20 protein-coding genes are annotated in these 24,387 nt (G+C 67.0%); 11 read left to right on the forward strand and 9 right to left on the reverse strand.

The features are described 5' to 3' along the window. Positions 1–73 precede the first annotated feature (73 nt). Genes BTE28158_RS23270 through BTE28158_RS23280 form a run of 3 tightly spaced genes read right to left on the reverse strand, consistent with a single transcriptional unit; the run spans position 74 to position 4,010 of the window. Entirely contained in the window at positions 74–1,498 is a 1,425-nt protein-coding gene (locus BTE28158_RS23270) for a cytochrome c (protein WP_151050888.1), read from the reverse strand. Beyond that, complete coding sequence (locus BTE28158_RS23275; protein WP_151050890.1) at positions 1,495–3,273, reverse strand: GMC family oxidoreductase; 1,779 nt, start codon at positions 3,271–3,273, stop codon at positions 1,495–1,497. Before BTE28158_RS23275 ends, BTE28158_RS23270 begins: the two co-directional genes overlap by 4 nt. After that, positions 3,273–4,010, reverse strand: a complete 738-nt coding sequence (locus BTE28158_RS23280) for a gluconate 2-dehydrogenase subunit 3 family protein (protein ID WP_151050892.1) — start codon at positions 4,008–4,010, stop codon at positions 3,273–3,275. The genes BTE28158_RS23275 and BTE28158_RS23280 overlap by 1 nt, the downstream gene beginning before the upstream one ends. A 6-nt stretch (positions 4,011–4,016) precedes the next feature. Between BTE28158_RS23280 and BTE28158_RS23285 the strand changes: the two genes are divergently transcribed. Then, the gene (locus tag BTE28158_RS23285; protein WP_174920111.1) at positions 4,017–4,376 is read left to right on the forward strand and encodes a hypothetical protein; all 360 of its coding nucleotides are present in this window, start codon (positions 4,017–4,019) and stop codon (positions 4,374–4,376) included. A 234-nt stretch (positions 4,377–4,610) separates the two neighbouring features. On the opposite strand, the gene BTE28158_RS23290 is transcribed toward BTE28158_RS23285, so the two are convergent. Continuing rightward, on the reverse strand, positions 4,611–5,024 hold the full coding sequence (locus BTE28158_RS23290; RefSeq protein ID WP_151050894.1) for a DUF3995 domain-containing protein: 414 nt from the start codon (positions 5,022–5,024) through the stop codon (positions 4,611–4,613). Between the two features lie 323 nt (positions 5,025–5,347). Between BTE28158_RS23290 and ald the strand changes: the two genes are divergently transcribed. Next, complete coding sequence (gene ald, locus BTE28158_RS23295; protein WP_151050896.1) at positions 5,348–6,463, forward strand: alanine dehydrogenase; 1,116 nt, start codon at positions 5,348–5,350, stop codon at positions 6,461–6,463. A gap of 15 nt (positions 6,464–6,478) precedes the next feature. On the opposite strand, the gene polX is transcribed toward ald, so the two are convergent. Together polX and BTE28158_RS23305 are read right to left on the reverse strand one after the other, a co-directional pair. Next, positions 6,479–8,245, reverse strand: a complete 1,767-nt coding sequence (polX, locus tag BTE28158_RS23300) for a DNA polymerase/3'-5' exonuclease PolX (protein WP_151050898.1) — start codon at positions 8,243–8,245, stop codon at positions 6,479–6,481. A gap of 169 nt (positions 8,246–8,414) precedes the next feature. Beyond that, positions 8,415–8,807 carry a TraR/DksA family transcriptional regulator gene (locus tag BTE28158_RS23305; protein ID WP_059599271.1) on the reverse strand — a complete coding sequence of 131 codons (393 nt, stop codon included), beginning with the start codon at positions 8,805–8,807 and terminating at the stop codon, positions 8,415–8,417. A 343-nt stretch (positions 8,808–9,150) separates the two neighbouring features. Between BTE28158_RS23305 and BTE28158_RS23310 the strand changes: the two genes are divergently transcribed. Next, positions 9,151–9,324, forward strand: coding sequence for a hypothetical protein (locus tag BTE28158_RS23310; protein ID WP_170296460.1), 174 nt, complete (start codon positions 9,151–9,153; stop codon positions 9,322–9,324). A gap of 82 nt (positions 9,325–9,406) precedes the next feature. Here the strand turns inward: BTE28158_RS23310 and BTE28158_RS23315 are convergent, their stop codons facing one another. Both BTE28158_RS23315 and BTE28158_RS23320 read right to left on the reverse strand, forming a co-directional pair. Next, a complete protein-coding gene (locus BTE28158_RS23315; protein ID WP_174920113.1) occupies positions 9,407–10,798 on the reverse strand; it encodes an undecaprenyl-phosphate glucose phosphotransferase in 1,392 nt (463 codons plus the stop codon). 32 nt (positions 10,799–10,830) lie between these two features. Continuing rightward, on the reverse strand, positions 10,831–11,613 hold the full coding sequence (locus BTE28158_RS23320; protein ID WP_124623668.1) for a Crp/Fnr family transcriptional regulator: 783 nt from the start codon (positions 11,611–11,613) through the stop codon (positions 10,831–10,833). A gap of 915 nt (positions 11,614–12,528) precedes the next feature. On the opposite strand from BTE28158_RS23320, the gene BTE28158_RS23325 reads away from it, so the two are divergent. From BTE28158_RS23325 to BTE28158_RS23350, 6 genes are all read left to right on the forward strand, one after another. Further along, positions 12,529–13,311, forward strand: a complete 783-nt coding sequence (locus BTE28158_RS23325) for a Crp/Fnr family transcriptional regulator (RefSeq protein WP_174920115.1) — start codon at positions 12,529–12,531, stop codon at positions 13,309–13,311. Positions 13,312–13,479: 168 nt separating this feature from the next. Further along, on the forward strand, positions 13,480–13,731 hold the full coding sequence (locus tag BTE28158_RS23330; protein WP_047903457.1) for an acyl carrier protein: 252 nt from the start codon (positions 13,480–13,482) through the stop codon (positions 13,729–13,731). Beyond that, positions 13,728–14,924, forward strand: a complete 1,197-nt coding sequence (locus BTE28158_RS23335; RefSeq protein ID WP_151050904.1) for an acyl-CoA dehydrogenase family protein — start codon at positions 13,728–13,730, stop codon at positions 14,922–14,924. Before BTE28158_RS23330 ends, BTE28158_RS23335 begins: the two co-directional genes overlap by 4 nt. Beyond that, the gene (locus tag BTE28158_RS23340) at positions 14,921–15,892 is read left to right on the forward strand and encodes an amino acid--[acyl-carrier-protein] ligase (protein ID WP_059599267.1); all 972 of its coding nucleotides are present in this window, start codon (positions 14,921–14,923) and stop codon (positions 15,890–15,892) included. Before BTE28158_RS23335 ends, BTE28158_RS23340 begins: the two co-directional genes overlap by 4 nt. Beyond that, a complete protein-coding gene (locus BTE28158_RS23345; protein WP_151050906.1) occupies positions 15,889–16,944 on the forward strand; it encodes a DUF1839 family protein in 1,056 nt (351 codons plus the stop codon). The genes BTE28158_RS23340 and BTE28158_RS23345 overlap by 4 nt, the downstream gene beginning before the upstream one ends. Continuing rightward, positions 16,944–19,415 (forward strand): glycoside hydrolase family 2 protein, encoded by a 2,472-nt coding sequence (locus BTE28158_RS23350; protein ID WP_239007375.1) that lies wholly within the window; start codon positions 16,944–16,946, stop codon positions 19,413–19,415. The genes BTE28158_RS23345 and BTE28158_RS23350 overlap by 1 nt, the downstream gene beginning before the upstream one ends. Before the next feature lie 51 nt (positions 19,416–19,466). On the opposite strand, the gene BTE28158_RS23355 is transcribed toward BTE28158_RS23350, so the two are convergent. Beyond that, positions 19,467–20,858: a sigma-54 dependent transcriptional regulator gene (locus BTE28158_RS23355; protein WP_059599264.1), complete on the reverse strand. Its 1,392-nt coding sequence runs from the start codon at positions 20,856–20,858 to the stop codon at positions 19,467–19,469. 1,298 nt (positions 20,859–22,156) lie between these two features. Between BTE28158_RS23355 and BTE28158_RS23360 the strand changes: the two genes are divergently transcribed. Both BTE28158_RS23360 and BTE28158_RS23365 read left to right on the forward strand, forming a co-directional pair. Further along, entirely contained in the window at positions 22,157–22,741 is a 585-nt protein-coding gene (locus BTE28158_RS23360) for a GNAT family protein (RefSeq protein ID WP_151048820.1), read from the forward strand. Continuing rightward, positions 22,738–24,312 (forward strand): mannose-1-phosphate guanylyltransferase/mannose-6-phosphate isomerase, encoded by a 1,575-nt coding sequence (locus BTE28158_RS23365; protein ID WP_151048801.1) that lies wholly within the window; start codon positions 22,738–22,740, stop codon positions 24,310–24,312. The genes BTE28158_RS23360 and BTE28158_RS23365 overlap by 4 nt, the downstream gene beginning before the upstream one ends. Positions 24,313–24,387 lie beyond the last annotated feature (75 nt).

A 24,387-nucleotide genomic window follows, 5' to 3' on the forward strand; every position in this document is an offset into this window, starting at 1 on the left:
GAACGCGCCCCACGCGCCGGCCGGCGGCGCGAGGCGGATCGATCGGGCGGCGACCGGCGTCCCGCCGCGTGCGTCAGCGCGACGCCTGCGGGAACCGCGCGCCCGGCGGCGGCTCCGGCCGCGTCGACGGCGTGCTCTTGCGCACCTTCGCGACCTGCGCGGCCGTGATCGCCGTGCCCGTATTGCCCCAGCTCGTGCGCACGAAGTTCGACACGTCCGCGACTTCCTGGTCCGACAGGCGCCAGCCGAACGGGGGCATCGTGAAGGTCGACGGTGCAGTGTGCGTCCCCTGCAGCGCGCTGCCCTCCAGCACGACGTGGATCAGCGACGTCGGATCCTCGCCCTGCACGACCGGGTTGCCGGCGAGCGCCGGGAACACGCGCGTGTAGCCGTGGCCGTCGCTGCGGTGGCACGCCATGCAGTTGTCACGATAGACGGCGGCGCCCGGCTTGCTCGCGTCGCCGGTCTGCAGCGCCTTCGCCGCGGCCGCGTCGTACATGTGCGGCTGCTCGCCCTGCACGCGCGGCGGCAGCGTCTTGAGGTAGCGCGCGATCGCGGTCAGGTCGTCGTCGCTCAAGTGCTGCATGCTGTGGCCGACCACGTCCGTCATCCCGCCGAACGCGGCCGTGCGCAGCGTGCGGCCGGTCTTCAGGAACTGCACGATCTCGGATTCGCTCCACGTGCCGAGCCCGGTGCGCGGCTCGCCGCGCAGGCTCGTCGGCACCCAGCCGTCGATCGCCGCGCCGCCGGCCAGGAAGTCGAGGCCGCCCGCATCGGTCAGCGCGCGCTCCTGCATCGTCGCCGCACGCGGCGTGTGGCACGCGCCGCAATGACCGAGACCCTGCACGAGATACGCGCCGCGCGCGACCACCGGATCGGTGTACGACGCCGCATCGAACGGCTTCGGCGCCGGCGCGAACATCTTGCGCCAGAACATCAGCGGCCAGCGCATCGACAGAGGCCACACGATGTCGACCGCGCGGTTTTCGCGTTCGACCGGCGTGACGCCGTGCATGAAGTACGCATACAGCGCCTTCACGTCGTCGTCGCTCAGGCGCGCGTAGGACGGGTACGGCATCGCCGGGTACATCGTGTCGCCGTTCTTGCGGACGCCCTCGCGCACCGCGCGCGTGAAGTCGTCGAGCGTCCAGCCGCCGAGGCCCGTCTTCGGGTCCGGCGTGATGTTGGTCGAATAGATCGCGCCGATCGGCGTGTCGAACTTCAGCCCGCCCGCGAACGGCTTGCCGCCGCTCGCAGTGTGGCACGCGATGCAGTCGCCCGCGCGGGCAAGATATTCGCCGCGCTTGACGAGGTTCGCGTCGGCCGATTGTGCCGCCGGTGCCGCCGTCGGGCCCGAAGCCGCAGCCGGCCCCGCCGGTTGCGCGAAGGCCGCCCCGCCCGCGAGACCGAACGCCGCCCATGCCGTGCCGATCGCCAGTGCGCGCCGCAGCGGGGAAATTCGGCGCGCGGCGTTGTGGTGGTTCACTGTCCTCTTCATGCGGTCACCAGCGGAGCGGGATTTTTCAGGTATTGCTCGCGGATCGCGCGTGCCGACCAGTAGGCCAGCGCCGCGATGATCCCGGTCGGGTTGTAGCCGATGCCTTGCGGCAGCGCCGACGCGCCCATCACGAACACGTTGTGCACGTCCCAGCATTGCAGGTAGCGGTTCAGCACGCTCGTCTTCGGATCGGTGCCCATGATCGCGCCGCCCACCAGGTGCGTCGTCTGGTATGCGCGCGAATCGAAGTGCTTGCCGAACTCGCGCGTCGACACGCCGATCGCCTTCGGCCCCATCGCCTCCGCGATCTTCTTCATCTGCCCGGTCACGTACTGCGCCATCTTGATGTCGTTGTCCTTCCAGTCGAAGGTCATCCGCAAGAGCGGCTGGCCGTACGAATCGCGATAGGTCGGATCGAGGTCGAGGTAGACATCGCGGTACGACATGTTCGTGCCGTGCGCATCCATCGAGATCGTGTGCGCATAGTTGTCCTTCACGGCCTTCTTCCACGCGGCGCCCCATTGCGGCGTGCCCGGCGGCGTCGCAATGCCGCTGATCGGCTTCACGCCGGCCTGGTTCACCCACAGCGGCGAACCGCCGACGAAGCCGAGCGGGCCATGGTCGAAGTTGTCCGCGTTGAAGTCGTCCACCGCGACGCCGTTGCCGCCCGCGCCGATGAACGGGTTCGTGAAGGTGTCCTTGTCGAAGAACGCCTTGATCGTCGACAGGTTCTGGTACGCGAAATTGCGGCCCACCACGCCTTCGCCCGAGATCGGGTCGTACGGCTTGCCGATACCCGACAGCAGCAGCAGGTGCACGTTGTGATACTGGAACGCCGCGACGATCACGAGATCGGCCGGCTGGTGCACTTCACGGCCGGCCGGGTCGACGTAGGTGACACCCGTCGCACGCTTCTTCGTGTCGTCGAGGTCCACGCGCAACACGTGGCACTTCGAGCGCAGCTCGAAGTTCGGCGCCTGCTTCAGCGCCGGCAGGATGTTCAGGTTCGGCGACGCCTTCGAGTACATGTAGCACGCGTAGCCGCTGCAGTAGCCGCAGAAGTTGCACGGGCCCATCTGCACGCCGTACGGGTTGGTGTATGGGCCCGACGTATTCGCCGACGGCAGCCGGTACGGATGCAGGCCGAGCGACCTGGCCGCGTCGAAGAAGCGCTGCGCCGAATAGGTGTTGAGCTGCGCGGGCAGCGGGAAGTTGTCGCTGCGGTTCGCTTCGAACACGTTGCCGTCGCCGACCACCTTGCCGCCGACCTTGTACGCCTGCCCCGACGTGCCGAACACCTTCTCGGCGAAGTCGAAATGCGGCTCGAGCTCGTCGTAGGTCACGCCCGTGTCCTGGATCGTCATCCCTTCCGGGATGAACTTCTTGCCGTAGCGCTCTTCGTAGTGGCTGCGCAGGCGCAGCTCTTCCGGCGTGATCCGGAAATGCACGCCCGACCAGTGCAGCCCCGCGCCGCCGACGCCCTCTCCCGGCAGGAACGCGGCGAGCTGCCGGTACGGCAGCGCGGTGTCCTGCACGCCGTGGCGGATCGACACGGTCGTCTTCGACAGGTCGAGGAACAGCTTCTTGCGGACGTTGTAGGTCAGCTCGTCGATCGTGTTCGGATACGCGCCGTCCGGGTAGGTGTCGCGATACTCGCCGCGCTCGAGCGCGACGACGTTCAGGCCCGCTTCGGTCAGTTCCTTCGCGAGAATCGCGCCGGTCCAGCCGAAGCCGACGATCACCGCATCGACATGCGGCTTTTTCTCTGCGGCCATCAGCTGCGCTCCCCGTTGATCGAGACGGGGCCGTACGGGTACGGCTTGCCGTTCTGGTTGACGAAATCCATGAAGTCGGCGCGCGCGCCCGGAAAACCGATCATCTTCCACGCGGCCATGTCGTGATTGCCGCCGTGCACCGGATCGCAGAAGTAGCCTTCGCGCGTGTTCTGCAGCAACTGGCCGAAGAACACGGCGGACGGCACGTCGTCGATCTGCGCGCCGCCTTTTTCGAGTTCGCCGAGCACGGTGTCGCGAGTCGGCGCGTCGAGATCGGCGAACACCTTGCCATGGGCCTTTTCGCAATAGCGGTTGACCGCCGCGATGCCGAGCCGGTAGATGTCGCGTGGCACGAGCTTGAGCTGGTAGCCGAGCTCGGGCACGCCCTGCTGGAACGGCCCCTGCATGTACCACGTCGCGCCGTGTGCGTACGGGGTTTCCATCTGGCGGTCGATGAATTCGGGCACGCCGGATTCGAGCGCGCCGGGGCCTTCGGTGTCGGCCGGGATCAACCGGTCGACGGCGGCCTGGACGAACGCCCACTCCTTCGCATCGAAGAAGGTCGGCTTGTACGGCGCACGTTCGGCGCCGGCCGACGCGGTGGAGGCATTGCCGGCCGTGGTCGAGGACGACGACGAGCGCAGGTCGCAACCGGCGACCGACGCGATCGGCACGAGCGCGACCGACGTGCGCAGGAAGCGGCGACGCGAATTGGGTTTGTCGGGTGGCGTGGACATGGTCGGATGGTGATCGTTGTGGAACGTGGTTCGGGGCCCGCATTCCGCATGCGGCATGCCCGGCACGGCAGCCTTGCCGCGCGCGGCCGGCCGTCCTGTTCTTGCGGCGTTGCGAACAACCTCGATGCGGGCGCACGCCACGCGCTGCGCGGTGGCGCCGTCATGCAGCCGCGCAGCGCGCCGGTTCCGGCGCGCTGCGGGTTCGACCTCTTCGCGGGTCTGATCATCGGGCAGATACCGGCTTACCGCCCGCATCCGCCCTTCATCGCCATGGCCCTGTTCAACTTAGACGCCGCGCTGGCCGACGGCAAGCGCATCGTGCACGACCCTCATTCCGGGCCCGACGACAAACGCCGCGAATTATAAATGGAACCGGTTCCATTTCCAAAGGGTTCAATGCAATTCATTACATCGAAAACCGCAATAATGAGGAAATCGTTTTCCGGAATGCGCAAGAGCCGTGGCGCGGGTCGTGTCGACGCTCACCACGGTAGCGCGATGCGCGGGCTTCGCCCACTCCGCGCGTTCGATCGCGACGTCGCGACGGGCGTCAGGGCTCCACGCGCTGCAAACTGGCTGCCGCGCGAGGCGCGACGCTCATCACGACCACAGCATCGACGCGATCGACAACGAGAGCGCCACGCACAGCGGCGAGTAACACAGGCTGTCCATCCGCGCAAAACGCGACCCGCGCACCCGCTTGAAGAAGCCGACGTAGCGGAAATCGCCGACCGCGCGCACCGCGAAGATCAATGCGAGCGCAACGATCGCGAGCGCGATCGCGCCGGGATACAGGTTCGGCCACAGCCAGCCGGCGCGCGACGCCACCGCGCATGCGCCGGCCAGCAACGCCGTCGCGACGGCGAGCGTGCCGAACATGGTCGGCCGCAGGAGCGGTACCCCATCCTGTTCCGGAATGGCCGCACGCTTGCCGAACCGTCCGCCGAACGCCCAGTAGACGTGAACGATTGCAATCGCACAAAGCGTCGGCACGCTGAAATACGCGCCGCTCATCTCGGTAAGGTTCCTTGTCTCATCGTGTCGTGATCCAGCCGGAACGGCTCCGGCAGCACGCGGCTCCGTTCCGCGCAACACGAGACGATACCCAAACCACGTGCCGCATGCATTGCGACGTCCGGTCGCAATACGCCACGCCGCGTGCTGCGATGCAATGCGCGCGCACCGTCGCACCGGCCGCCGCTTGACTTCCCTCCGGGCACCACTACCCTTTTATTCCAGTACGGCACTCGAACCGTGCATGCGCAGCGGTCGCATACGTGCCGTTCGCCGGCGCGCTCGGGCACGACAACAATGACGAATACCCATGGAGGCGACTCATGCTGATCGGTGTGCCGAAGGAGATCAAGAATCACGAGTACCGCGTCGGCCTCACGCCGGCCGGCACACGCGAACTCACGCGTCATGGCCACGGCGTGCTCGTGCAGCGCGGCGCGGGCACCGCGATCGGTCTGCACGACGACGACTACACGGCCGCAGGCGCGACACTGTGCGACGACGCGCGCGACGTCTTCGCGCGCGCCGACATGATCATCAAGGTCAAGGAGCCGCAGGCGGCCGAGTGCGCGATGCTGCGGCGCGGACAGATTCTTTATACGTATCTGCATCTCGCGCCCGATCCCCAGCAGGCGGCCGCGCTGGTGAAGTCCGGCGCGGTGTGCATCGCGTACGAGACCGTGACGGGCCCCGGCGGCGGGCTGCCACTGCTCGCGCCGATGAGCGAGGTCGCCGGACGCATGTCGATCCAGGTCGCGGCGACGCACCTCGAAAGCCCGCGGGGCGGCCGCGGCGTGCTGATGGCCGGCGTGCCCGGCGTGCCGGCCGCGCACGTCGTGGTGCTCGGCGCAGGCGTGGTGGGCACCGGTGCGCTGCAGATGGCGGTCGGCCTTGGCGCACGCGTCACCGTGCTCGACACGAACGTGGGCCGGCTGCGCCAGCTCGACCTGGTCTTCGCGAACCGGATCGCGACCGTCTGCTCGAACGCGCACACGATCGACGAAGCCGTGCGCGACGCCGACGTCGTGATCGGCGCGGTGCTCGTGCCGGGCGCGTCGGCGCCGCGGCTGGTCACGCGCGACATGATCGCGACGATGCGCACGGGTGCCGTCGTCGTCGACGTCGCGATCGACCAGGGCGGCTGCTTCGAGACATCGCATGCAACGACACATGCGCAGCCGACCTTCGTCGTCGACGGCGTCGTGCACTACTGCGTCGCGAACATGCCCGGCGCGGTCGCGCGCACGTCGACGTTCGCGTTGAACAATGCGACGCTCGGCCATGCGCTCGCGCTCGCCAACAAGGGCTGGAAACGCGCGATGGCCGACGATCCCCATCTGCGCGCGGGCCTCAACGTGTGCGACGGCCGCATCACCTACGAGGCCGTCGCGCTGGCGCTCGGCCTGCCGTACGTGCCAGCGGAAGACGTGCTGGCCTGACTTCGGCGTGCGCCGTCACGCGCCCTTCGGGCGCCCGCGCTTCGACGCGCCGCTTGCGCGCATCGTGCGCGCCAGCAGCGGCCGCAGTTGCGCGAGCGTGCGCGTGTTGAGCACGTCGTGCCGCGTGAGCCAACCACGCCGCGCCTGGCCGATGCCGTATTCGAGGTTGTCCAGATCGTCGGCGCAACGTGCGTCCGAGCCGATCGCCACGGCGACACCGGCTTTCGCGGCCTCGCGGCACCAGACGTCCGGCAGATCGAGCCGTCGCGGGTCGCAATCGAGTTCGACGAAGCAGCGGCGCGCGGCGGCTGCGGCGAGCACACGCGGCACGTCGAGTTCACATGCGTCGCGTTCGCCGAGCAGCCGGCCGGTCGGATGCGCGAGGATCGTGAAATACGGATGATCCATCGCACGCAGGATTCGCCCGGTCTGCGCGTCGCCTGTCAGGTCGAAGCCGTCGCGCACCGCGCCGACGACGAGGTCGAGGCGCCCAAGCACGTCGTCGGGCACGTCGAGACTGCCGTCTTCGCGAATGCCGGCCTCGACGCCCTTCAACAGCACGAAGTCGTCGAATGACGCGTTGAGGCGGTCGATCTCGTCGATCTGCCGCACGAGCCAGTCGCCATCCGCTCGGCCACCTTGCGTATCCGGTGCGCGATCGGTGACGGCCAGATACGCGAGCCCGCGGGCCCGGGCCGCATCCGCCATTGCGCGCAGGCTGTCGCGCCCGGCCGACGCCCTGGTATGCGCATGCAGATCGCCATGAACGTGCCTGCGCTCGACCAGCGCCGGCAGCGTGCCCGCGCGCGACGCGTCGATCTCGCCGCGGTCCTCGCGCAACTCGGGCGGCACCCAGTGAAGACCGATCGCCTCGTAGACGGATGCCTCCGTCGCGCCCGCGATCCGCTCGTCGCCGCGGAATACGCCGTATTCGTTGATCTTCAGGCCGCCGGCCTGCGCGATCCTGCGCAGGGCGATGTTGTGCGCCTTCGATCCCGTGAAATAGACGAGCGCGGCACCGAACGCGTCGGCATCGACGACGCGCAGGTCCACCTGCAGCCCGTTGCCGAGCATGACGCTCGAACGCGTCTTGCCGTTCGCGAGCACGCGCGCGACTTCACCGTAGCCGACGAACGCATCGGCCACCGCGGCCGGATCGCGCGCCGTCACGAGGATGTCGAGGTCGCCGACCGTCTCGCGGTTGCGGCGAAAACTGCCCGCCGGCACCGCTTCCCCGACGCCGGCCACCTTGCGCAGACGCTCGAGCAACGGCATCAGCGATTGCGCGGCATCCGGCAGCAGGAAGCGTTGCGGCTCGCGCTTCAGGCGGTCGTCGATCGCGTCGAGGAGATGGGCTTCGGTCTTCGCGCCGAAACCCGGCAGCGCGCGCACGTGCCCGCTCTTCGCTTCGACGCGTAGCTGTTCGAGCGACTCGACGTGCAGTGCGTCATGCAGCGCCTTGACTCGTTTCGCGCCGAGCCCCGGCACGTCGAGCAGTTCGACGATCGCGCGCGGCAGCGCATGGCGTAGCGTTTGCTGCAGTTCGCAGGTGCCGGTCGAGGCGATCTCGCGCAGCTTAGCCGCGAGATCGGCACCGATCGATGGAATCCGGCCGAGATCGCCGCCGCTCGCGAGCATCGCCGGAATGTCGCGCCCGTAATCGGCAATCGTCCGCGCCGCGTTGCGATAGGCGCGCACCCTGAACGGGTTGGCGCCCTGGATCTCGAGCATATCGGCGATTTCGGCGAAGACGGCCGCACACTCGGCATTGTGGATCGGCATGGTCGGCGTGGCTCCCTCCCACGTGGATGGCGCCGTGCGCTGGTGCGGCGACCTCTGCCCGCCCGGCGCCGCATGTCGACGACGGCGGGCGCCCGTTGATCATCCTGCACCGATTGCCCGTGTCATGTCGCGCGAGGCATGCGGTCTGCGCGGCTCCTGCGCCGATACATCAGAGCGATGCGCGCGGCGTCGTCGCGTAGCGACGCTCGTACAGGGACTGGCAATGCGTGCAACGCTCGGCAGTCGGGCGCGCGAGCAGCCGCGCGTAGCCGACCGGCGCATCGCAATCGATGCATTCGCCGTAGCTGCCGTCGCGGATGCGCTGCTGCGCGCGCCCGATCGCACGCAACTCGGCCAGCTTCATTCCGATCAGCGCGTGATCCATGTCGACGAACAGATCGGCGTTCGCCTCGTCGCCCTCGTCCGGCGCCGCGCCGGCGAGCTCCGCATAGGACTCCGACGCGCGCTGGTCCTCGCTCGTCCGGATGTTCGCCCGCAACGCCAACTCGCTCTCGGTCAGGCGCCGCTGCAGCGTCTGCCGTTGTTCTCGATCGAGCGCCATCGCCGTCTCTCCTTTTCCGGGTTCCGCGCAAAGCGCATGCGGCGCGCGGTTGTCGCGCCGGTGCGCGGCGGGCCGGAACGCCCGGCTCGCCGCGCCCGGATGCGCGCCCGGCCGCACGAAGCGCCGGACGCATTCGACGCAGCATAAACCCAATGCACACGCATGTGTTGACCGTCGTCAGCGCCCGCACCATGCGCGCGAAAAACCGGGGACCGACGCGATAATCCCGCACGCGCGCATTCGTCTGACGCAGCCGCCGTTGAGGTCGATCAATCCCCTGTAAAAAGTTGCGACGTAGATTGAAAGCATGCGCGGTGAATCCGCGGCTTTCCGGGAGAACGTCATGTTGTTCGGCGTCGTCATCTGGGTGGCCCTTGCGGCCCTGTTCCCGACGATGGTCGTGCCGACGATCCAGCACGCCATCCAGCCGTCGAGCGCGCAAGCCGCGCCCGATGCCAGCCCCGCCGTCACGCCCACCGCGTCGCCGGCGGCCGCTCAGCCGCCGTCGGACGGTTGACGCGCGGTTTCAGGTGCGCCGTTGCGTGGAGCATCGCATCGACGACGAAGGAACCGCGCATAATACTTCGCAATCCTGTTCATCAAAATGCATTACGCCCGACGAAACCACGAACGACCGTCATCAGGATGATCTTCATGTCGAACCAGAAGCTCCAGTTCTGCATGTAGAACAGATCGAACTTCACACGCGCGGCCATCGCCTCGACCTTGCGCGTCTCGCCGCGATAGCCGTTCACCTGCGCCCATCCCGTGATCCCCGGCCGTACGCGATAGCGATACATGTAGCAGTCGACCAGTTGCCGGTAGAAGTCGTCGTGTTCGATCGCATGCGGACGCGGGCCAACCACCGACATCTGGCCGAACAACACGTTGAAGAACTGGGGCAGCTCGTCGAGCGACGTGCGCCGCAGGAACGCGCCGACAGGCGTGATGCGCGCGTCGTTGCGCGATGCCTGCCGTACGACACCGGGCTGTGCGCGATGCACGCGCATCGTCCTGAATTTGAGGATGTGAAACTCGCGACCGTCGGCACCCTTGCGGCGCTGCCTGAACAAGACAGGCCCCGGCGACGACAGCTTCACGGCGACCGCCAGCACCGCAAGCAGCGGCAGCAGCGGGATCAGCACGGCGACCGCGAACATCCGGTCGAACGCGAACTTCGCCCACAGTTCCGGAGCGGAACGCGGCGTGGTCGCGAGGTTGATTGCCGGCATGCCGAGCACATCGGTCGCGGATCGCTCGACGACCGCCATCTGCCGCACGTCAGGCAACAGTCGCAACTCGACGAACTCGTCGCGCAATTCGCGCACGATGCGCTGAATGCGCGACTCGTGCGACATCGGCAGCGTAAGCCACACTTCGTCGATCTCGCCGCCGCGGATCATGCGCCGCAGCGCGCCCCAGTCGCCGATCACCGGGACGCCGCCGATTCCGTCGGCGGCTGCCGAGGCCGGCGCGTCGTCGTCGAACACGCAGGCCGCCGCGAACGGGCCGGCAGGCTCGCGCTGCATGCGCTCGATCGCCACCCGTCCGTAAGCGGTCGCGCCGACGATCGCGACCCGCCGCTGCCGCGCGCGCGGATCGCCCCGCTTGATCGCCAGCGCGCACAGTGCCAGCCTGCCAAGCAGCAGTGCCGCGTCGCCGGACAGCACCGTCCGCGCAATCCAGCGCGTCGTGACCGTGCCGCCGCGGTTCATGATCCACATCGTGCCAGCCACCGTCAGCATGCCCGCGCACACAACGGCGATCATCGTGCGCGTCAGCACGGTGCCGCTGTCATGCGACGATGCCGCGCCGCGCAACAAGCGCACACTGCTCGGCAACAGCGCAACCGTCAACACGCACAGCAATGCAATCGCGCCGCGCTGCGCGTCCGACAGATCGCGCCATGCGAGTCCCATCACCGCCTGCGCGGAGAGCGCGCCTGCCAGCACGAGCGCGGCATCGGCCGCGGCGATCGCGGCGCGCCGCATCGTATTCGCTCCACCCGCCATCGCATGCATCGTCACGCACCGTGCGCGGGGAATCCGCCGTGCACGTCGTACATGCGCGGTCGCACCGGCATCGATCGCACGCCTGCACGCGTGCCGAGCAGCCGGCGATAGTCCGCACGAATCAGCTCGTAGCACTCGCACGCCTGGCGCTCGAGGCTGTCGCGATCGAGCACCGTGATGCGGCCGCGACGCTGACGAATCAGCCCGGCTTCCTGCAGGTTGCCGGCTGCTTCCGTCACCCCCTCGCGACGCACGCCGAGCATGTTCGCGATCGTCTGCTGCGTGACGGCCAGTTCGTCGCCGTCGATCCGGTCATGCGCGAGCAGCAGCCAGCGGCTCAACTGCTCGCTGACCGAGTGATGGCGGTTGCACAACGCGCTGCGCGAAATCTGCGCCATCATCGCCTGGCAGTAGTTCAACAACAGCCGATACGTCGCCGGCGAACGTTCGAATTCCGCGCGCATCACGCAGGTCGGCACACGGTAGGCCATCCCGCCGATACGGACTTCGATGCGGTTCGATACCGAGGTGCCGCCGACGAGCGTCGCCAGGCCGACCACACCTTCGCGGCCGACCACGGCAACCTCGACCATCGCGCCGTCTTCCATCAGGTGCTGCACCGACATCATGGCGGTCGTCGGGAAATGCAGATGGCGCATCGGTTCCCCGACACGGTCGAGCATGCCGGCCTTGATCCTGACCAGTTCGAGGTGCGGTGCGATGGCACGGATGCTGTCCTCCGGGAGGGCATCGAGGATGGCATTCGCCGAGTAGCTCGAGTGAAGATGAAGCATGTCTGTATCCCATTTGTCTTCCGCGCCGCATGCAGCTGCGTCAGCGGAACTCGTTATCGTGATGCGCGTCCGGATGGCGACGCGGGTTGCGGCCCACAACCCTCCATCCAATCGACCTGCGGCTTCACGCCGCCGGATCGAATCGGGAGTCCCGTTTCGATGCGCCCATCTCAATAAGCGATTTACGTGCCAATACCCGCTTCATCCTTAATATATAAATGACCAGCGATTTAGCCCCGCCGAATTACCAACTGAAAACTGTCAAAAGCGTCTCATTTTCGGACACCCTCTGCCACAGTGGAGACAGGAAGCGATTCGACTGATCAATGATCACCGAGTGCGCGGCGGCGCCAGCAGCGGCGCGCGAAGCTTATCGTTCAAATACTTACGGGCCGTTTTCAATTGTTTCCGTGATGTCTCGCATGGCGCCTGGGCGGTTCACGGCACCTCGAATGATCGTTTGAAACTGTCTCAAATATGAATCGACACATTAATTTACGGCTTTGTAAGCGAACGCACATAACAGACGTAACAACATGATTTAATTGATAACTTTACAACTTCAATCCCGATTGTCAAATAATGCTAGATGCATTCTTAATGTTTTACATGTACGATACCCGTCACTTCTCGATTGATTCCGGATCGACATCGAATTCTCGACTTATCCGTCGATCCATATCAACGCGATTAACTCTTTAGAGCATGATCTTCAAATCCATATAACATTTTCATTTACGTTGAATCGTCAAACTTTGTGAAGTGACGTAGTGCGCAATTTATCGAATTCAATTGCGTGCTAGCCTTTTCTCGCCATCGTCATTCGAATTTCGACGAACACAAATCCGCACGCGCGTGCTAAATCCCCGGGGATGCCGCCGCGCGACGTGCGACCGCCCCCTACGAGGATGCGCCGTGACCCACCAGGCCAATGACGCCGTCGCCCACGCGAACGGCATGATCGAGCTCTCCCACAGCTTCGACGCCAACCGGTTCCTCGCGGCCCTCGACCGCGAGGAACGCGCCACGCTGATTGCCAATCTTCAGCTCGTTCACCTGAAATCGGGCCAGGTGCTGTGCGAGCCCGGCGAAACGCTCGCAGCGGTTTACCTGCCCGTAACGACGGCGATTTCGCTGCAGTACGTTTCGTCCGGCGGCATGACGCTGGAAGTTGCCGAGATCGGCAGCGAGAGTGTCGTATGCGACGACGTGATCGGCGGCAGCGGCCGGATGCCGTGCCGTGCCGTCGCATGCCGCGACGGCTTCGTCTACCGGCTGGACCGACGCATATTCACCGCCGCTTTCGATGCGTCGCCGGTGATTCGCCACCTGGTGTTTGTCTGCGTGCGGCTGCTGATGGCCCAGGTATCGCAGATCACGTTCTGCAGCCGTCATCACGTGCTCAAACATCAGTTATGCAGATGGTTCCTGCTTGCCTACGACCGGTCGCGCAGCATCGAGATCCAGGTCACCCACAGCATGCTCGCGCAGATGCTCGGCGTGCGTCGCGAAACGGTCACGGACGCAGCCGGCGAGATTCAGAAGCTCGGCCTGATTCGACAGTACCGGAGCTCGATCGAGCTTGCCGATCTTGCGGGCCTCGAGAAAATGTCGTGCGGCTGCCGCGCGATCGTGCGCGACGAGATGAAGCGCATCCTGTCGGCCGACTCGAGCGTGACCGCCGCGGCACGCGCGTGATGCGCACGCCGTTTCGGCGCACGCGTGCGATCCGAGTCAGCCGATTGTAGGGTGGCGTACAGAACGCCGTGCTTGCGAATGGTCTACTGATGCCGGACTGCCGGGGGGATGTCAGCGCGCTGCGCGCGTCCGACCGTGCGGACGACATCACACACGCCGGAGCAGCACGTGAAAAACGAAATCAGAACCATCCTCAAGCACGTTGCCCACCTCGAAGCCGCGATCGATTCGATCGGTGACGGGGACGACCTCTACGAAGCGGGCCTCTCCTCGCTCGACACGATCCAGTTGATGCTCGCGATCGAGAAGCAGTTCAACATCGAGATTCCCGACGAGATGCTGAACCGCAATCTGTTCCGCAGCATCGACGCGCTCGCGGACACGATCGCTACGCTGCAACGCTCCGAGCATTCCGCATGAGCGCGCTGCTTCCCGAACTCGCGGCCGACGACGATGCGCGCCGGCTCGACGAGGCCGCGCACGCGGTCGCGCAAATCGCCGCCCAGCACGCGGATGCGGTCGATCGCGACGCGCGCTGCCCTGTCGAAGCGATCGAGGCCATGCGCGCGCGCCGCCTGCTGAGCGCAATGGTCCCGGCCCAGCTCGGCGGCGCCGGCGCATCGCTGGCCGACATCGCATCGGCATGCTCGATCCTCGGCCAGGCCTGCGCATCGTCGGCGATGGTGTTCGCGATGCACCAGATCCAGGTCGCCTGCATCGTCCATCACGCTGCCGACCAGGGCTGGCACAAGCTGTTCCTGCAGCAGCTCGTGCGCCATCAGTGGCTGCTCGCGTCGGCGACGTCGGAAGACGGCGTCGGCGGCAACCTGCGCGCGAGCCAGTGCGCGCTCGCGACCAACGGCGGCGAATTCCGGCTGCACAAGTCCGCGCCGACGATCTCGTACGGCGACTATGCGGACGGTATCCTCGCGACCGCGCGGCGCGACGCCGACGCGCCGGCGTCCGACCAGGTGCTCGTTACCCTGCTGCGCGACGGCTATACGCTCACGCGCCGCGGCGAATGGGACACGCTCGGCATGCGCGGAACGTGCAGCAACGGCTTCGTGCTCGACGCACACGGCGCGACCGAGCAATGCCTGCCCGTGCCGTTCGCGCAGATCGCCGAACAGACGATGGTGCCGGTTTCGCACATCCTGTGGGCGGCGGTGTGGATCGGCGTGGCCGGCGATGCGTTCCATCGTGCGCATCAGTTCTTCCGCGCGCAGGCGCGCCAGACTGACGGCGCGCCGTCGCCCGCGTCGCGGCGCATCGCCGAATCGCTTGCGCTGATGCAGGCGATGCAAGCCCGCGTCGACAACGTACTGCGCCTCTATGCCAGCGCGTCGCCCCGCTCGTGGTCGGCCGGCATGGCCTGGGCTGCCGAGATCAACACGCTGAAGACTTATGTGTCGTCGACCGCGCTCGAAGTCGCACAGCAGGCAATGATGATCTGCGGGATGGCCGGCTACAAGCACGGCACGCCGTTCAGCATCGGCCGCCATCTGCGCGACCTGCACGCGGCGCCGCTGATGATCAGCAACGACCGCATTGCCGCCAATACCGCGAGCTTGCTGCTCGCATTGCGTCCCGCGACGCTGGAGATCCATTCGTGAACGACCGCCTGTCCGTGCCCTCCGCCGCCACCCCGTCCGACGCGCCGCTCGACCGCGCGGGCGTCAATCCGCTGCGCGACGAGCTGATCGATGCGGGCCTGCTCGTGTCGACCGGCATCCAGGGCCTGTTCGGCCGCAGCGAACGGTTCGAGCGCGTCGTCGAGGCGCTCGACGCCTTCGTCACGCGCCTCGGCGCCGACCAGCAGGCCGAAGTGCTGCGCTTCCCGCCGGCGATGAGCCGCACCGAATTCGAGCGCAGCGAATACATGAAGAGCTTCCCGCAACTCGCGGGCAGCGTGCACGCGTTCTGCGGCGACGAACAGCGTCACCAGCGCGTGCTGCAGTGCCTCGACCGCGGCGAGGACTGGACCGAAAGCCAGAAGCCGACTTACGTCGTGATGACGCCGGCCGCCTGCTACCCGGTCTATCCGGTCGTCGCGCGCGCGGGTGCACTGCCTGACCACGGCCGCATCGTCGACGTGTTTTCGTATTGCTTCCGCCACGAGCCGTCGCTCGACCCGACCCGCATGCAGTTGTTCCGGATGCGTGAATACGTGCAGATCGGCACGCCCGAGCAGATCGTCGCGTTCCGCGCGACGTGGATGGAGCGCGGCACGCGGATGATCGAGGCGCTGCGGCTGCCGAACGCGATCGATCTCGCGAACGATCCGTTCTTCGGGCGCGGCGGCAAGATCGTCGCGAACAGCCAGCGCGAGCAGAACCTGAAGTTCGAGCTTCTGATCCCGATCGAGCACGACGATCGCCAGACCGCGTGCCTGAGCTTCAACTACCACATGGATCACTTCGGGTTGCTGTGGGACATCCGCACTGCAACGGGTGACGTCGCGCACACGGGCTGTGTCGGCTTCGGCCTCGAGCGGCTGACGCTCGCGCTGTTCCGTCATCATGGTTTCGACATCGACGCATGGCCTGCCGACGTTCGCGACGTGCTGTGGGGTACGCGATGAAATTCGTGTCCCGCGACGGCGAGGATGCGTCGTTCGAGGACGTGCGCCACCGCGCACGCCACTACCGGCCGCACCCGCTGCACAGTCAGGAGATGGTCTGGAAGCAGACCAACTGCTACGTCGACATGTGGCTCGAGGTGCTCCGGTGGTGGGGCCTCAATCCGTACGCGGCACTGCCGTTTACGATCGCACTCGATTTCGAGGGCGACCAGTTCACGTTCTTCAAGTTTCCGCACGACGAACTGGAGCGACTTTACGGAATCGTCGTGCAGGAACACTCCATCTACGAGCCGCTCGACCAGCACATCGAGACGCAGGTCGCGCGCGGTCACCTGATGATCGTCGAAGTCGACGCGTGGTTCCTGCCGGACACGCGCGGCAGCAGCTACCGCACGCAGCATACGAAGACGACGATCGGTATCGACGCGATCGATCGCACGCGCCGCCAGATCGGCTACTTCCACAACAGCGGCTATTACGTGGCCGAGGATATCGACTACGACGGCCTCGTCGGCGGCGGTTCGCCGATGCCGCTGCCGCCTTACGTCGAGTGCGCGAAGCGGCGTTTCGCGCCGCTTGACGAGCGCGCACTGTGCGAAGCCTCGCTCGCGTCGCTGCAGCGCCATCTGCGCCGCCTGCCGGTCGTCAATCCGGTCACGATGTTCCGGCGCCAGTTGCAGATCGATGCGAAATCACTCGCCGTCTCTCCGCTCGAACGGTTCCACGCGTACTCGTTCAATTCGGTGCGGCAACTCGGCGCGAACTTCGAACTGTTCGGCCACTACGCGCGCTGGCTGCAGGCAAGTGGCTGCGTCGGACCGTTCGCCGAGATTCGCATCGCCTGCGACCGCATCGCGTCCGAGGCGATGGTGCTTGAGTTCCGGCTCGCGCGGGCCTGCGCGCGCGGCAAGGAAGAGCGCGGCGACGCGACGCTCGAAGCGATCGAAGCGGCTTACGCCGACCTGATCGACTGCGCGCGGCAGATCACCCCGCCGCTTCAGCACGTGGCACCCGTTCGCGGCGACGCGGCCCCCGTGCCGCTGATGCGGTGATGCGCGCCCCAGCCGCGCTCGCGTGGTCGATGCTCGCCACGGCCGCCGGCGCCGCGCGCGGGCCGCTCGATCTTCCCGCCGACGGCTGGGTCGCCGCCCCCGTCCCCGGCACGGTCGCGCAAGCGCTCGCGCTGGCCGGACGGCCCCACGACACGGCGTCGCTCGCCGAGCGCGACCACTGGTATCGCGTCGAACTGCATGGGCACGGGCCGCGCGTGTTGCGCTTTCACGGCCTCGCGACACTCGCCGAAGCATGGCTCGACGACACGCCGATCCTGCGCTCGGACAGCATGTTCGTCGCGCACGACGTGTCCGTGTCGCTCGACGGCACGCACCGGCTGACCGTCTGCTTCCGCGCCCTCGCGCCGCACCTGCGCGACGTGCGCGCACCGCGGCGTGCACGCTGGCGCACGCGCCTGGTCGACCCGGCGACGCTGCGCGCCGTTCGCACGTCGCTGCTCGGACACATGCCCGGCTGGTTTCCGCGCTGCGTGCCGACCGGACCGTGGCGGCCCGTCGACGTGCTCGATCCGGCCGACGGCCCCGTTCTCGTTCATTGCGACCTGCATGCGCGCATCGACGGCGACACCGGCTGGCTCGACGCGGAACTCGCGTTCGCCGGACCGCTGCCCGAGGCGTTCACGGCCCGGCTGTCGTGCGGCGAGCACCACGCGACGCTCGAGCGCAGCGGCGTCAGCCGCCTGCACGCGAGCGTCGCGGTGCCGAACGTGCGCCGCTGGTGGCCGCACACGCACGGCGAACCGGTGCTCTATGACGTCGCATTACACATCGGCGCCGACCGACGGCCGCTCGGCGCGACAGGCTTTCGCACGATCGAGCAGGATGCGGGCGACGACGGCAAAGGGTTCGGCGTGCGCGTGAACGGCGTACGCGTGTTCGCGCGCGGTGCTTGCTGGAGCAGCGCTGCACCGCTCGCACTGCACGCGGATGACGCAACCTATGGCCGGCTGCTCGGACACGCGCGCGACGCAGGCTTCAACATGATTCGCGTCGGCGGCACGATGGCGTACGAGGCCGACGCATTCCACGCGTGGTGCGACCGGCTCGGACTGCTGGTCTGGCATGACTTCATGTTCGCGAACTTCGACTACGCGCTCGACGATCACGCGTTCGCGGACGCCGTCGATCGCGAAGTCGAACAGTTCCTCACGCGCCACCGTGCGTCGCCATCGCTCGCGGTGCTGTGCGGCGGCAGCGAGATCGCGCAGCAGGCCGCGATGTCGGGGCTCGGGCCGAAACAGCGCTTCCTCGCACTGACCGCCGAGCGCCTCGCCGGCCATGTGGCCAAGCGACGGCCCGACGCGCTTTACGTCCCCGACTCGCCCGACGGCGGCGTGCTGCCGTTCATGCCGCGTGAACGCGTATCGCACTACTATGGCGTCGGCGCGTACCTTCGCCCGCTCGACGACGCGCGTCGCGCCGACGTGCGCTTCGCAAGCGAATGCCTCGCGTTCGCGAACGTGCCGTGCGATGCGATGCTCGCAAGCCTCGGCTGGCCGGGCGTACACGAGCCGCGCTGGAAAGCGGCCGTGCCGCGCGATCCCGGCACGTCGTGGGATTTCGACGATATTCGCGATCACTATCTGCAGACGTTGTACGACGTGGCACCCGACCGCCTGCGGCGCGAGGACCCGTCGCGTTACTTCGAGCTGTCGCGCGCGGTGATCGCGGACCTGATGCGGGACACGTTCTCGGAATGGCGGCGCACCGGCTCACGCTGCGCGGGTGCGCTCGTCTGGCAGTTCCAGGACGTGATGGCGGGCGCCGGATGGGGCTTGCTCGATGCGACGCATCGGCCGAAATCGGCATGGTATGCGCTGCGCCAGGTACTTCAACCGGTGCAGGTCTTGCTCGTCGACGAAGGGCTGAACGGGCTCGACGTGCACGTGATCAACGAGCGGCCGGCGCCGCTGTCGGCAGCCGTCGAGCTGGTCGCGCTGCGCGACGGCCGCACGCCGGTCGCGCGGGCTGGCGGGCCGCTCCGGATCGCCGCGCACGGCACGGTGCGGCTCGATTCGGCCGAATTGCTCGGCCGCTTCTTCGACTGGACCTACGCGTATCGCTTCGGCCCGTGCGAGCACGATACCGTCGTCGCGACGCTGCGCGCCGAGGACGGCACGCTGCTGTCGCAGGCCTTCTACTTCCCGTCCCGCACGCACCCGGCCGTGTTCGCCCGCCGCGAACCCGGCATCGAGGCATGCGTGTCGCGCACCGGCGACACGTGGCACGTCGACATCGATACGCGCCACGTCGCGCGTCACGTGCAGATCGACGCACCGGGCTTCGTGCCGCGCGACGACTGGTTCGATCTCGCGCCCGGCACGCCGGCACGCGTCGCGCTCGTGCCGCAGGATAACGCCGGCGACCATCCGGCCGCCGGCGCGCCACCGACCGTCGAGATCCGCGCGGTCAACGCCGCACGAACCGTGCGCGCCGCGTTGGCCGGCTGACGCGACCGGGACCGGGACCACACACACGGTCGCACGGCCGCGCCGCACACGTCAGTCCGACGATCCCGTGCCGCGCGGCCGCTCGATTCCGTACGCTTCCATCCAGCGATAGAGTGTTGCACGCGACACACCGAGCTCGCGCGCGGAAGCGGCGACGCGTCCGCGCGTGCGCAGCAGCGCGGATTCGATCGCTTCACGTTCGATCGACTTGCGGATATCGGCAACGGACGGCGAGGCGGCGTCGAGACAGTATTCGAGCTCGAGGTCCTGCGCGGTGATCAGGCGCCCTTCCGTCATCACGACCGCGCGCCGCACGCGGTTGATCAGTTCGCGGACATTGCCCGGCCAGTCGTGCTTGTAGAGCGCCGTGATCGCATCCGTCGAGAAGCCGCGCACACGATGGCGCGCGTCGCCACGAAAGCGTTCCAGCATGTGATGGGCGAGCAGCTCGATGTCCTTGCCGCGCGCACGCAGCGGCGGCTGATCGATGCGCATCACGCACAGACGGTGGAACAAGTCCGCGCGGAAACGCCCTTCTTCCATCGCTTCGCGCAGGTCGACGTGGGTCGCGGAGACGATCCGCACGTCGACCGGCACCGGATCGCTGCCGCCGAGGCGATGAATCGCGCCCTCCTGCAGGAAGCGCAGCAGGCTCGCCTGGCTCTCGTGCGGCAGGTCGCCGATTTCGTCGAGCAGCAGCGTGCCGCCGTTCGCGGCCTCGACGTAGCCGATCCTGCGTGCGTTCGCGCCGGTAAACGCGCCGCGCTCGTAGCCGAACAGTTCCGATTGCAGCAGGTGGGGCGGGATCGCACCGCAGTTGACCGCGACGAACGGGCCGTTGCGCCGTTCCGAATGACGATGGATCGCGACGGCCGTCAGCTCCTTGCCGGTTCCCGTTTCGCCGAACACGAACACCGGTGCGTCGGTGCGCGCGAAGCGCCGCACCGTATCGAACAGCCGCAGCATCGCGCTACAGGTGCCGACGATGCCGTGCTCCCGCGATTCGAGGGCTTCGCGATCGCGCGCGAACAGGCATTCCATTCCGTACGCATGGCCGACCGTATCGGCGATTCTCTGGTGCGACGCGGGTAACGTGATGTAGTCGAAGCAATAGTCGCGCAACAGTGCGCGCACGTTCGGCGAGGCCGTCTGGCCGGTTTCGACGAGCGCGACCCATACGACATCGCGCATCGACGCGCAAGTCGACGCGATGCTGCCGATCGCGTCGGCGTGGCCGCCGCTCAGGTCGAGGATGCCGCAGGTGATTTCGCCGGAGGTGTCGCGCAATTCGTTTGCGTGTGCAACGACCGTCACTTTCCAGTCGCGCCGAGCAAGCTCCTTGCGCAGCATGACGGACGGCGACTGGGTCCAGTAAATCAGAGGACGCTGCACGGTAGTCCTCCCCCCGCCTGCGCTGTTATCGCGCGCTATTGGCATATTCATAACGAACCATCACTTTCTCCACTCCGCGAATCGTTCGCGTGCGCTGCGGTCGGCGGCGCATGGCCGCCTGTCCCTACTGCGTTTCCGCAGCTTTGGCGAAGATCGAAACTGCACAAGGCGAGAGCCCCCGGAGGTCGAGCCGGATGTTATCCGGCCTCGTTGTCATCGAACTCGAAGGGAACGCGCGGCCACGGGAGCCGAGGCGTTCCGGCTTTCATGCGACGCGCCGTCAGGCGGAGCACGTCGGCAAACGGAAATTTCGTCCGCATTTGCGTCGCGTCGTACACGACAGTCGCGCCCGATGCTGAACCGGATGGCTGCCAACCCGCTTCCGGAATGGTGACCTCATTTCATCTGCTCCTGAATTTACACCCCGTATCGAGATGGCCTTGTTACCAAAAGATAAATAACAATTCAGGCCATTACGCTGCCGCTCCGCCGTCGCGGCGCGCATTTAGCGACTCAGATTTGATTATCTACGACCATTCCTGTCAATCAGTGGCAAATCCCACTTTTCTGCAAGATCGGTGCCTCCCATTGCCCGCGATTCTCGCCTGAATCGCACAAAAAGTCCGGACAACATGTTTCGTGCGTCGGTAATCGCGCGTCCAGCGCGACGCCGGCGTGACACATCGAACGCGGGCGAACCGGGCGCGCCCGTTACAACATCGTAACGAAGCGGCCGGCCGGATCGTCCGTCTCCTGTCGCGATGCAGCATGAGGTCCATGCCTGTCGCGCCATCTCCCGTCGCTGCCGGCATGCCAATGCGACAAGCTCGGCGCTGGCGCAAGCCCGCGCGCAGCGCCAAAAGAGTTGGGCAACGCGGAATGGCAAGTATGCGCGTGTTGGCCGGCGCGGCGAAATGATCGCGGCCAGATGAAGGATGCGCGCACCGCGAGGAAATCGGCGATGCGATAGACGGTGGCGTGCGAGCGACAGCCGATCGCGATGCGCGACCTGCCCGCCATGAACGATCTCAATCTTCAAGCAAGGCCCCCGGTCCTTCAATTTCGTTCGATGCGGACGACCTCGCTGCGCGTTTCGCAGCGGGCCGTCGCGATGCGTCAATTATGGGAAAGCCGCCATACGGCCACCGTGTGCTACCGCACATTGCCCCGATCGCGGCACGCCTTGCGCAGTCGGCATCGGCCCGGCGAATCAGGAGTAACGGGAGCGTGAGTACGCTTTCGAACAGACCGCCGCGCGCCGCATCCGCATCATGGATATCGTTGGGCCGCACGCAACGAACGCGTTGATGCGGCCCGGCGTGCTGAAGGCTTCACACGAGGACGGCATCATGGAATGGCATTGTTGTGAATTCGAACATCTGAGCGCCATCGATCTCTACGCAATCCTGCGCTCGCGAAACGCGGTGCTGGTGGTCGAGGACGCGTACACGCATCTGGACATCGACGGCAAGGATGCGCATGCGCTGCACGTGTTCGCATGCATGCACAGGGGCGACACGACGGAAGTCGTCGCCTACGCACGCGTGCTCCCCGGCGACGACGCGGATCCGGACGTCGTGATCGACAAGGTACTGACGAGCGAGGCATGTCGCGACGACCGCACCCTCGAGCAACTGATGCAGCGCGCGCTCACGGCCGCGCAAGCCGCATGGCCCGACGTGTCCGTGCGCACGCACGTGCCCGCACAGCGCCAGGCTTTCTACAAGCGTTTCGGATTCCGCAAGGCTTACGGCCCCTATCTGGAACAGGGTGTGCCGTTCGTCGGTCTCGTCCGGCCGGCAGGCCGCGCCGCCGGCGCGCTGCGCCAGCTCCTGTCGCGGAGCCTCTCCGCGCCGCGATCGCGAGACGAGGACGCGCGCGTCGACGGCTGCGCACACAACCGGCTGTCCGCCGATACCGGAGTCAATCGATGAGCGCCACCCTTCGCCCGGTTCCCGAACCGGAGCTGCCCTGCATCCTGCCCGTCATTCTCGCCGGCGGTTCGGGCACGCGCCTCTGGCCGTTGTCGCGAGAGCAGTATCCGAAGCAGTTGATCGAGCTGACCTCGAACGAATCGCCGCTGTCGTCGACCGCGCGCCGCCTGAACGGCATCGCGAACGCGGCACTCGGCGACACGCTGCTGCTGGTATGCGGTGAACAGCATCGCATCATGAGCGCCGCTCAGGTGCTCGGGCGCGCGGCGCCTCCCCGTATCCTGCTCGAACCGGCCGCGCGCAACACGGCACCTGCGCTGACGCTCGCGGCGCTCGACGCCAGTGCGCTTGCGGACGACCCCATCCTCGTGGTCATGCCGGCCGATCATGTGATCGGCGACGTCGCCGCATTCCAGGAAACGATCGGACGCGCGGCGCGCTACGCACAGGAAGGCGCGATCGTCACCCTCGGCGTGCTGCCGCGCCGCGCGGAAACCGGCTACGGGTACATCCAGGTCGGCGAACCGCGCGCCGGGCGCCTCGGCGGACAAGGCGGCTATGCAATCGGGCGGTTCGTCGAGAAACCGAACGCCGCCCTCGCCGAACGCTACCTGCATTCGGGCGATTATTGGTGGAACAGCGGAATTTTCATCACGCGCGCATCAATCTGGCTGAAAGCGATCGGGACGCTCGCACCCGACATCCATGCGGCCTGCGACGCGGCATGGCGCGCGGGCACCGCCGAGGACCCGTTCTTCCGAATCGACGCGGCGGCTTTCGACGCCTGTCCGTCCGACTCGATCGACTATGCGGTCATGGAACGCCTCGCGCAGAGCCCCGAACTCGGCATCGAAGGCATCGTTGTCCCGCTTTCCGCGGGCTGGTCGGACGTCGGCACCTGGGATGCGATCTGGGAAATCATGCCGAAGGACGATCAGGGCAATGTCGCGCGCGGCCCGATCGTGTTCGAGGATACGCAGGACAGTTTCGTGCGCTCGGAAGGCCGGCTGATCGCGTGCGTCGGGATGAAGGACGTCGTCGTGATCGAGACGCCCGATGCGGTGCTGGTCGCGAACAAGCACGACGTGCAGCGCGTGAAGAACATCGTCGCGCGCCTGAAGACCGAGCAGCGCCCGCAGGCAAGCGAACACCGCAAGGTGCAGCGGCCGTGGGGACACTACGATTCGATCGACCTCGGCGAGCGGTTCCAGGTGAAGCGGATCGTCGTCGAGCCCGGCAAGCGGCTGTCGCTGCAGATGCACTATCACCGTGCCGAGCACTGGATCGTCGTGCGCGGTACCGCGAAGGTCACGCGCGGCGACGAAACCTTTCTGCTCAGCGAGAACGAATCGACCTACATCGCCGTCGGCGAGGTCCACCGTCTCGAGAATCCCGGCCGGATTCCGCTCGAGATCATCGAGGTGCAGTCGGGCGACTATCTCGGCGAAGACGATATCGTGCGGTTCGACGATCTGTATGGGCGGCCGGTTGTCGAGACCGCGCCGCAGCGCGCGTCGCTCGCCTCGCGCGAACCGGACGAGGAAGTCGCGGAACGCGGCGTCATCCGGTAGGCGCGTGCCGATCGCGGCGGCGCGCGCGATGATGACGGGTGCCGCCGCGCGGACAAGCGGCGGCGGTCCGTTCAC

The organism is Burkholderia diffusa (assembly GCF_902499115.1).
Taxonomy (GTDB): Bacteria; Pseudomonadota; Gammaproteobacteria; order Burkholderiales; family Burkholderiaceae; genus Burkholderia; species Burkholderia diffusa.

Coding starts and splice junctions, on each gene's coding strand:
- BTE28158_RS23270 (WP_151050888.1), bottom strand. CDS start 1,498: ATGAAGAGGACAGTGAACCACCACAACGCCGCGCGCCGAATTTCCCCG.
- BTE28158_RS23275 (WP_151050890.1), bottom strand. CDS start 3,273: ATGGCCGCAGAGAAAAAGCCGCATGTCGATGCGGTGATCGTCGGCTTC.
- BTE28158_RS23280 (WP_151050892.1), bottom strand. CDS start 4,010: ATGTCCACGCCACCCGACAAACCCAATTCGCGTCGCCGCTTCCTGCGC.
- BTE28158_RS23285 (WP_174920111.1), top strand. CDS start 4,017: ATGGTGATCGTTGTGGAACGTGGTTCGGGGCCCGCATTCCGCATGCGG.
- BTE28158_RS23290 (WP_151050894.1), bottom strand. CDS start 5,024: ATGAGCGGCGCGTATTTCAGCGTGCCGACGCTTTGTGCGATTGCAATC.
- ald (WP_151050896.1), top strand. CDS start 5,348: ATGCTGATCGGTGTGCCGAAGGAGATCAAGAATCACGAGTACCGCGTC.
- polX (WP_151050898.1), bottom strand. CDS start 8,245: ATGCCGATCCACAATGCCGAGTGTGCGGCCGTCTTCGCCGAAATCGCC.
- BTE28158_RS23305 (WP_059599271.1), bottom strand. CDS start 8,807: ATGGCGCTCGATCGAGAACAACGGCAGACGCTGCAGCGGCGCCTGACC.
- BTE28158_RS23310 (WP_170296460.1), top strand. CDS start 9,151: ATGTTGTTCGGCGTCGTCATCTGGGTGGCCCTTGCGGCCCTGTTCCCG.
- BTE28158_RS23315 (WP_174920113.1), bottom strand. CDS start 10,798: ATGCGGCGCGCCGCGATCGCCGCGGCCGATGCCGCGCTCGTGCTGGCA.
- BTE28158_RS23320 (WP_124623668.1), bottom strand. CDS start 11,613: ATGCTTCATCTTCACTCGAGCTACTCGGCGAATGCCATCCTCGATGCC.
- BTE28158_RS23335 (WP_151050904.1), top strand. CDS start 13,728: ATGAGCGCGCTGCTTCCCGAACTCGCGGCCGACGACGATGCGCGCCGG.
- BTE28158_RS23345 (WP_151050906.1), top strand. CDS start 15,889: ATGAAATTCGTGTCCCGCGACGGCGAGGATGCGTCGTTCGAGGACGTG.
- BTE28158_RS23350 (WP_239007375.1), top strand. CDS start 16,944: ATGCGCGCCCCAGCCGCGCTCGCGTGGTCGATGCTCGCCACGGCCGCC.
- BTE28158_RS23355 (WP_059599264.1), bottom strand. CDS start 20,858: ATGAATATGCCAATAGCGCGCGATAACAGCGCAGGCGGGGGGAGGACT.
- BTE28158_RS23360 (WP_151048820.1), top strand. CDS start 22,157: ATGGAATGGCATTGTTGTGAATTCGAACATCTGAGCGCCATCGATCTC.
- BTE28158_RS23365 (WP_151048801.1), top strand. CDS start 22,738: ATGAGCGCCACCCTTCGCCCGGTTCCCGAACCGGAGCTGCCCTGCATC.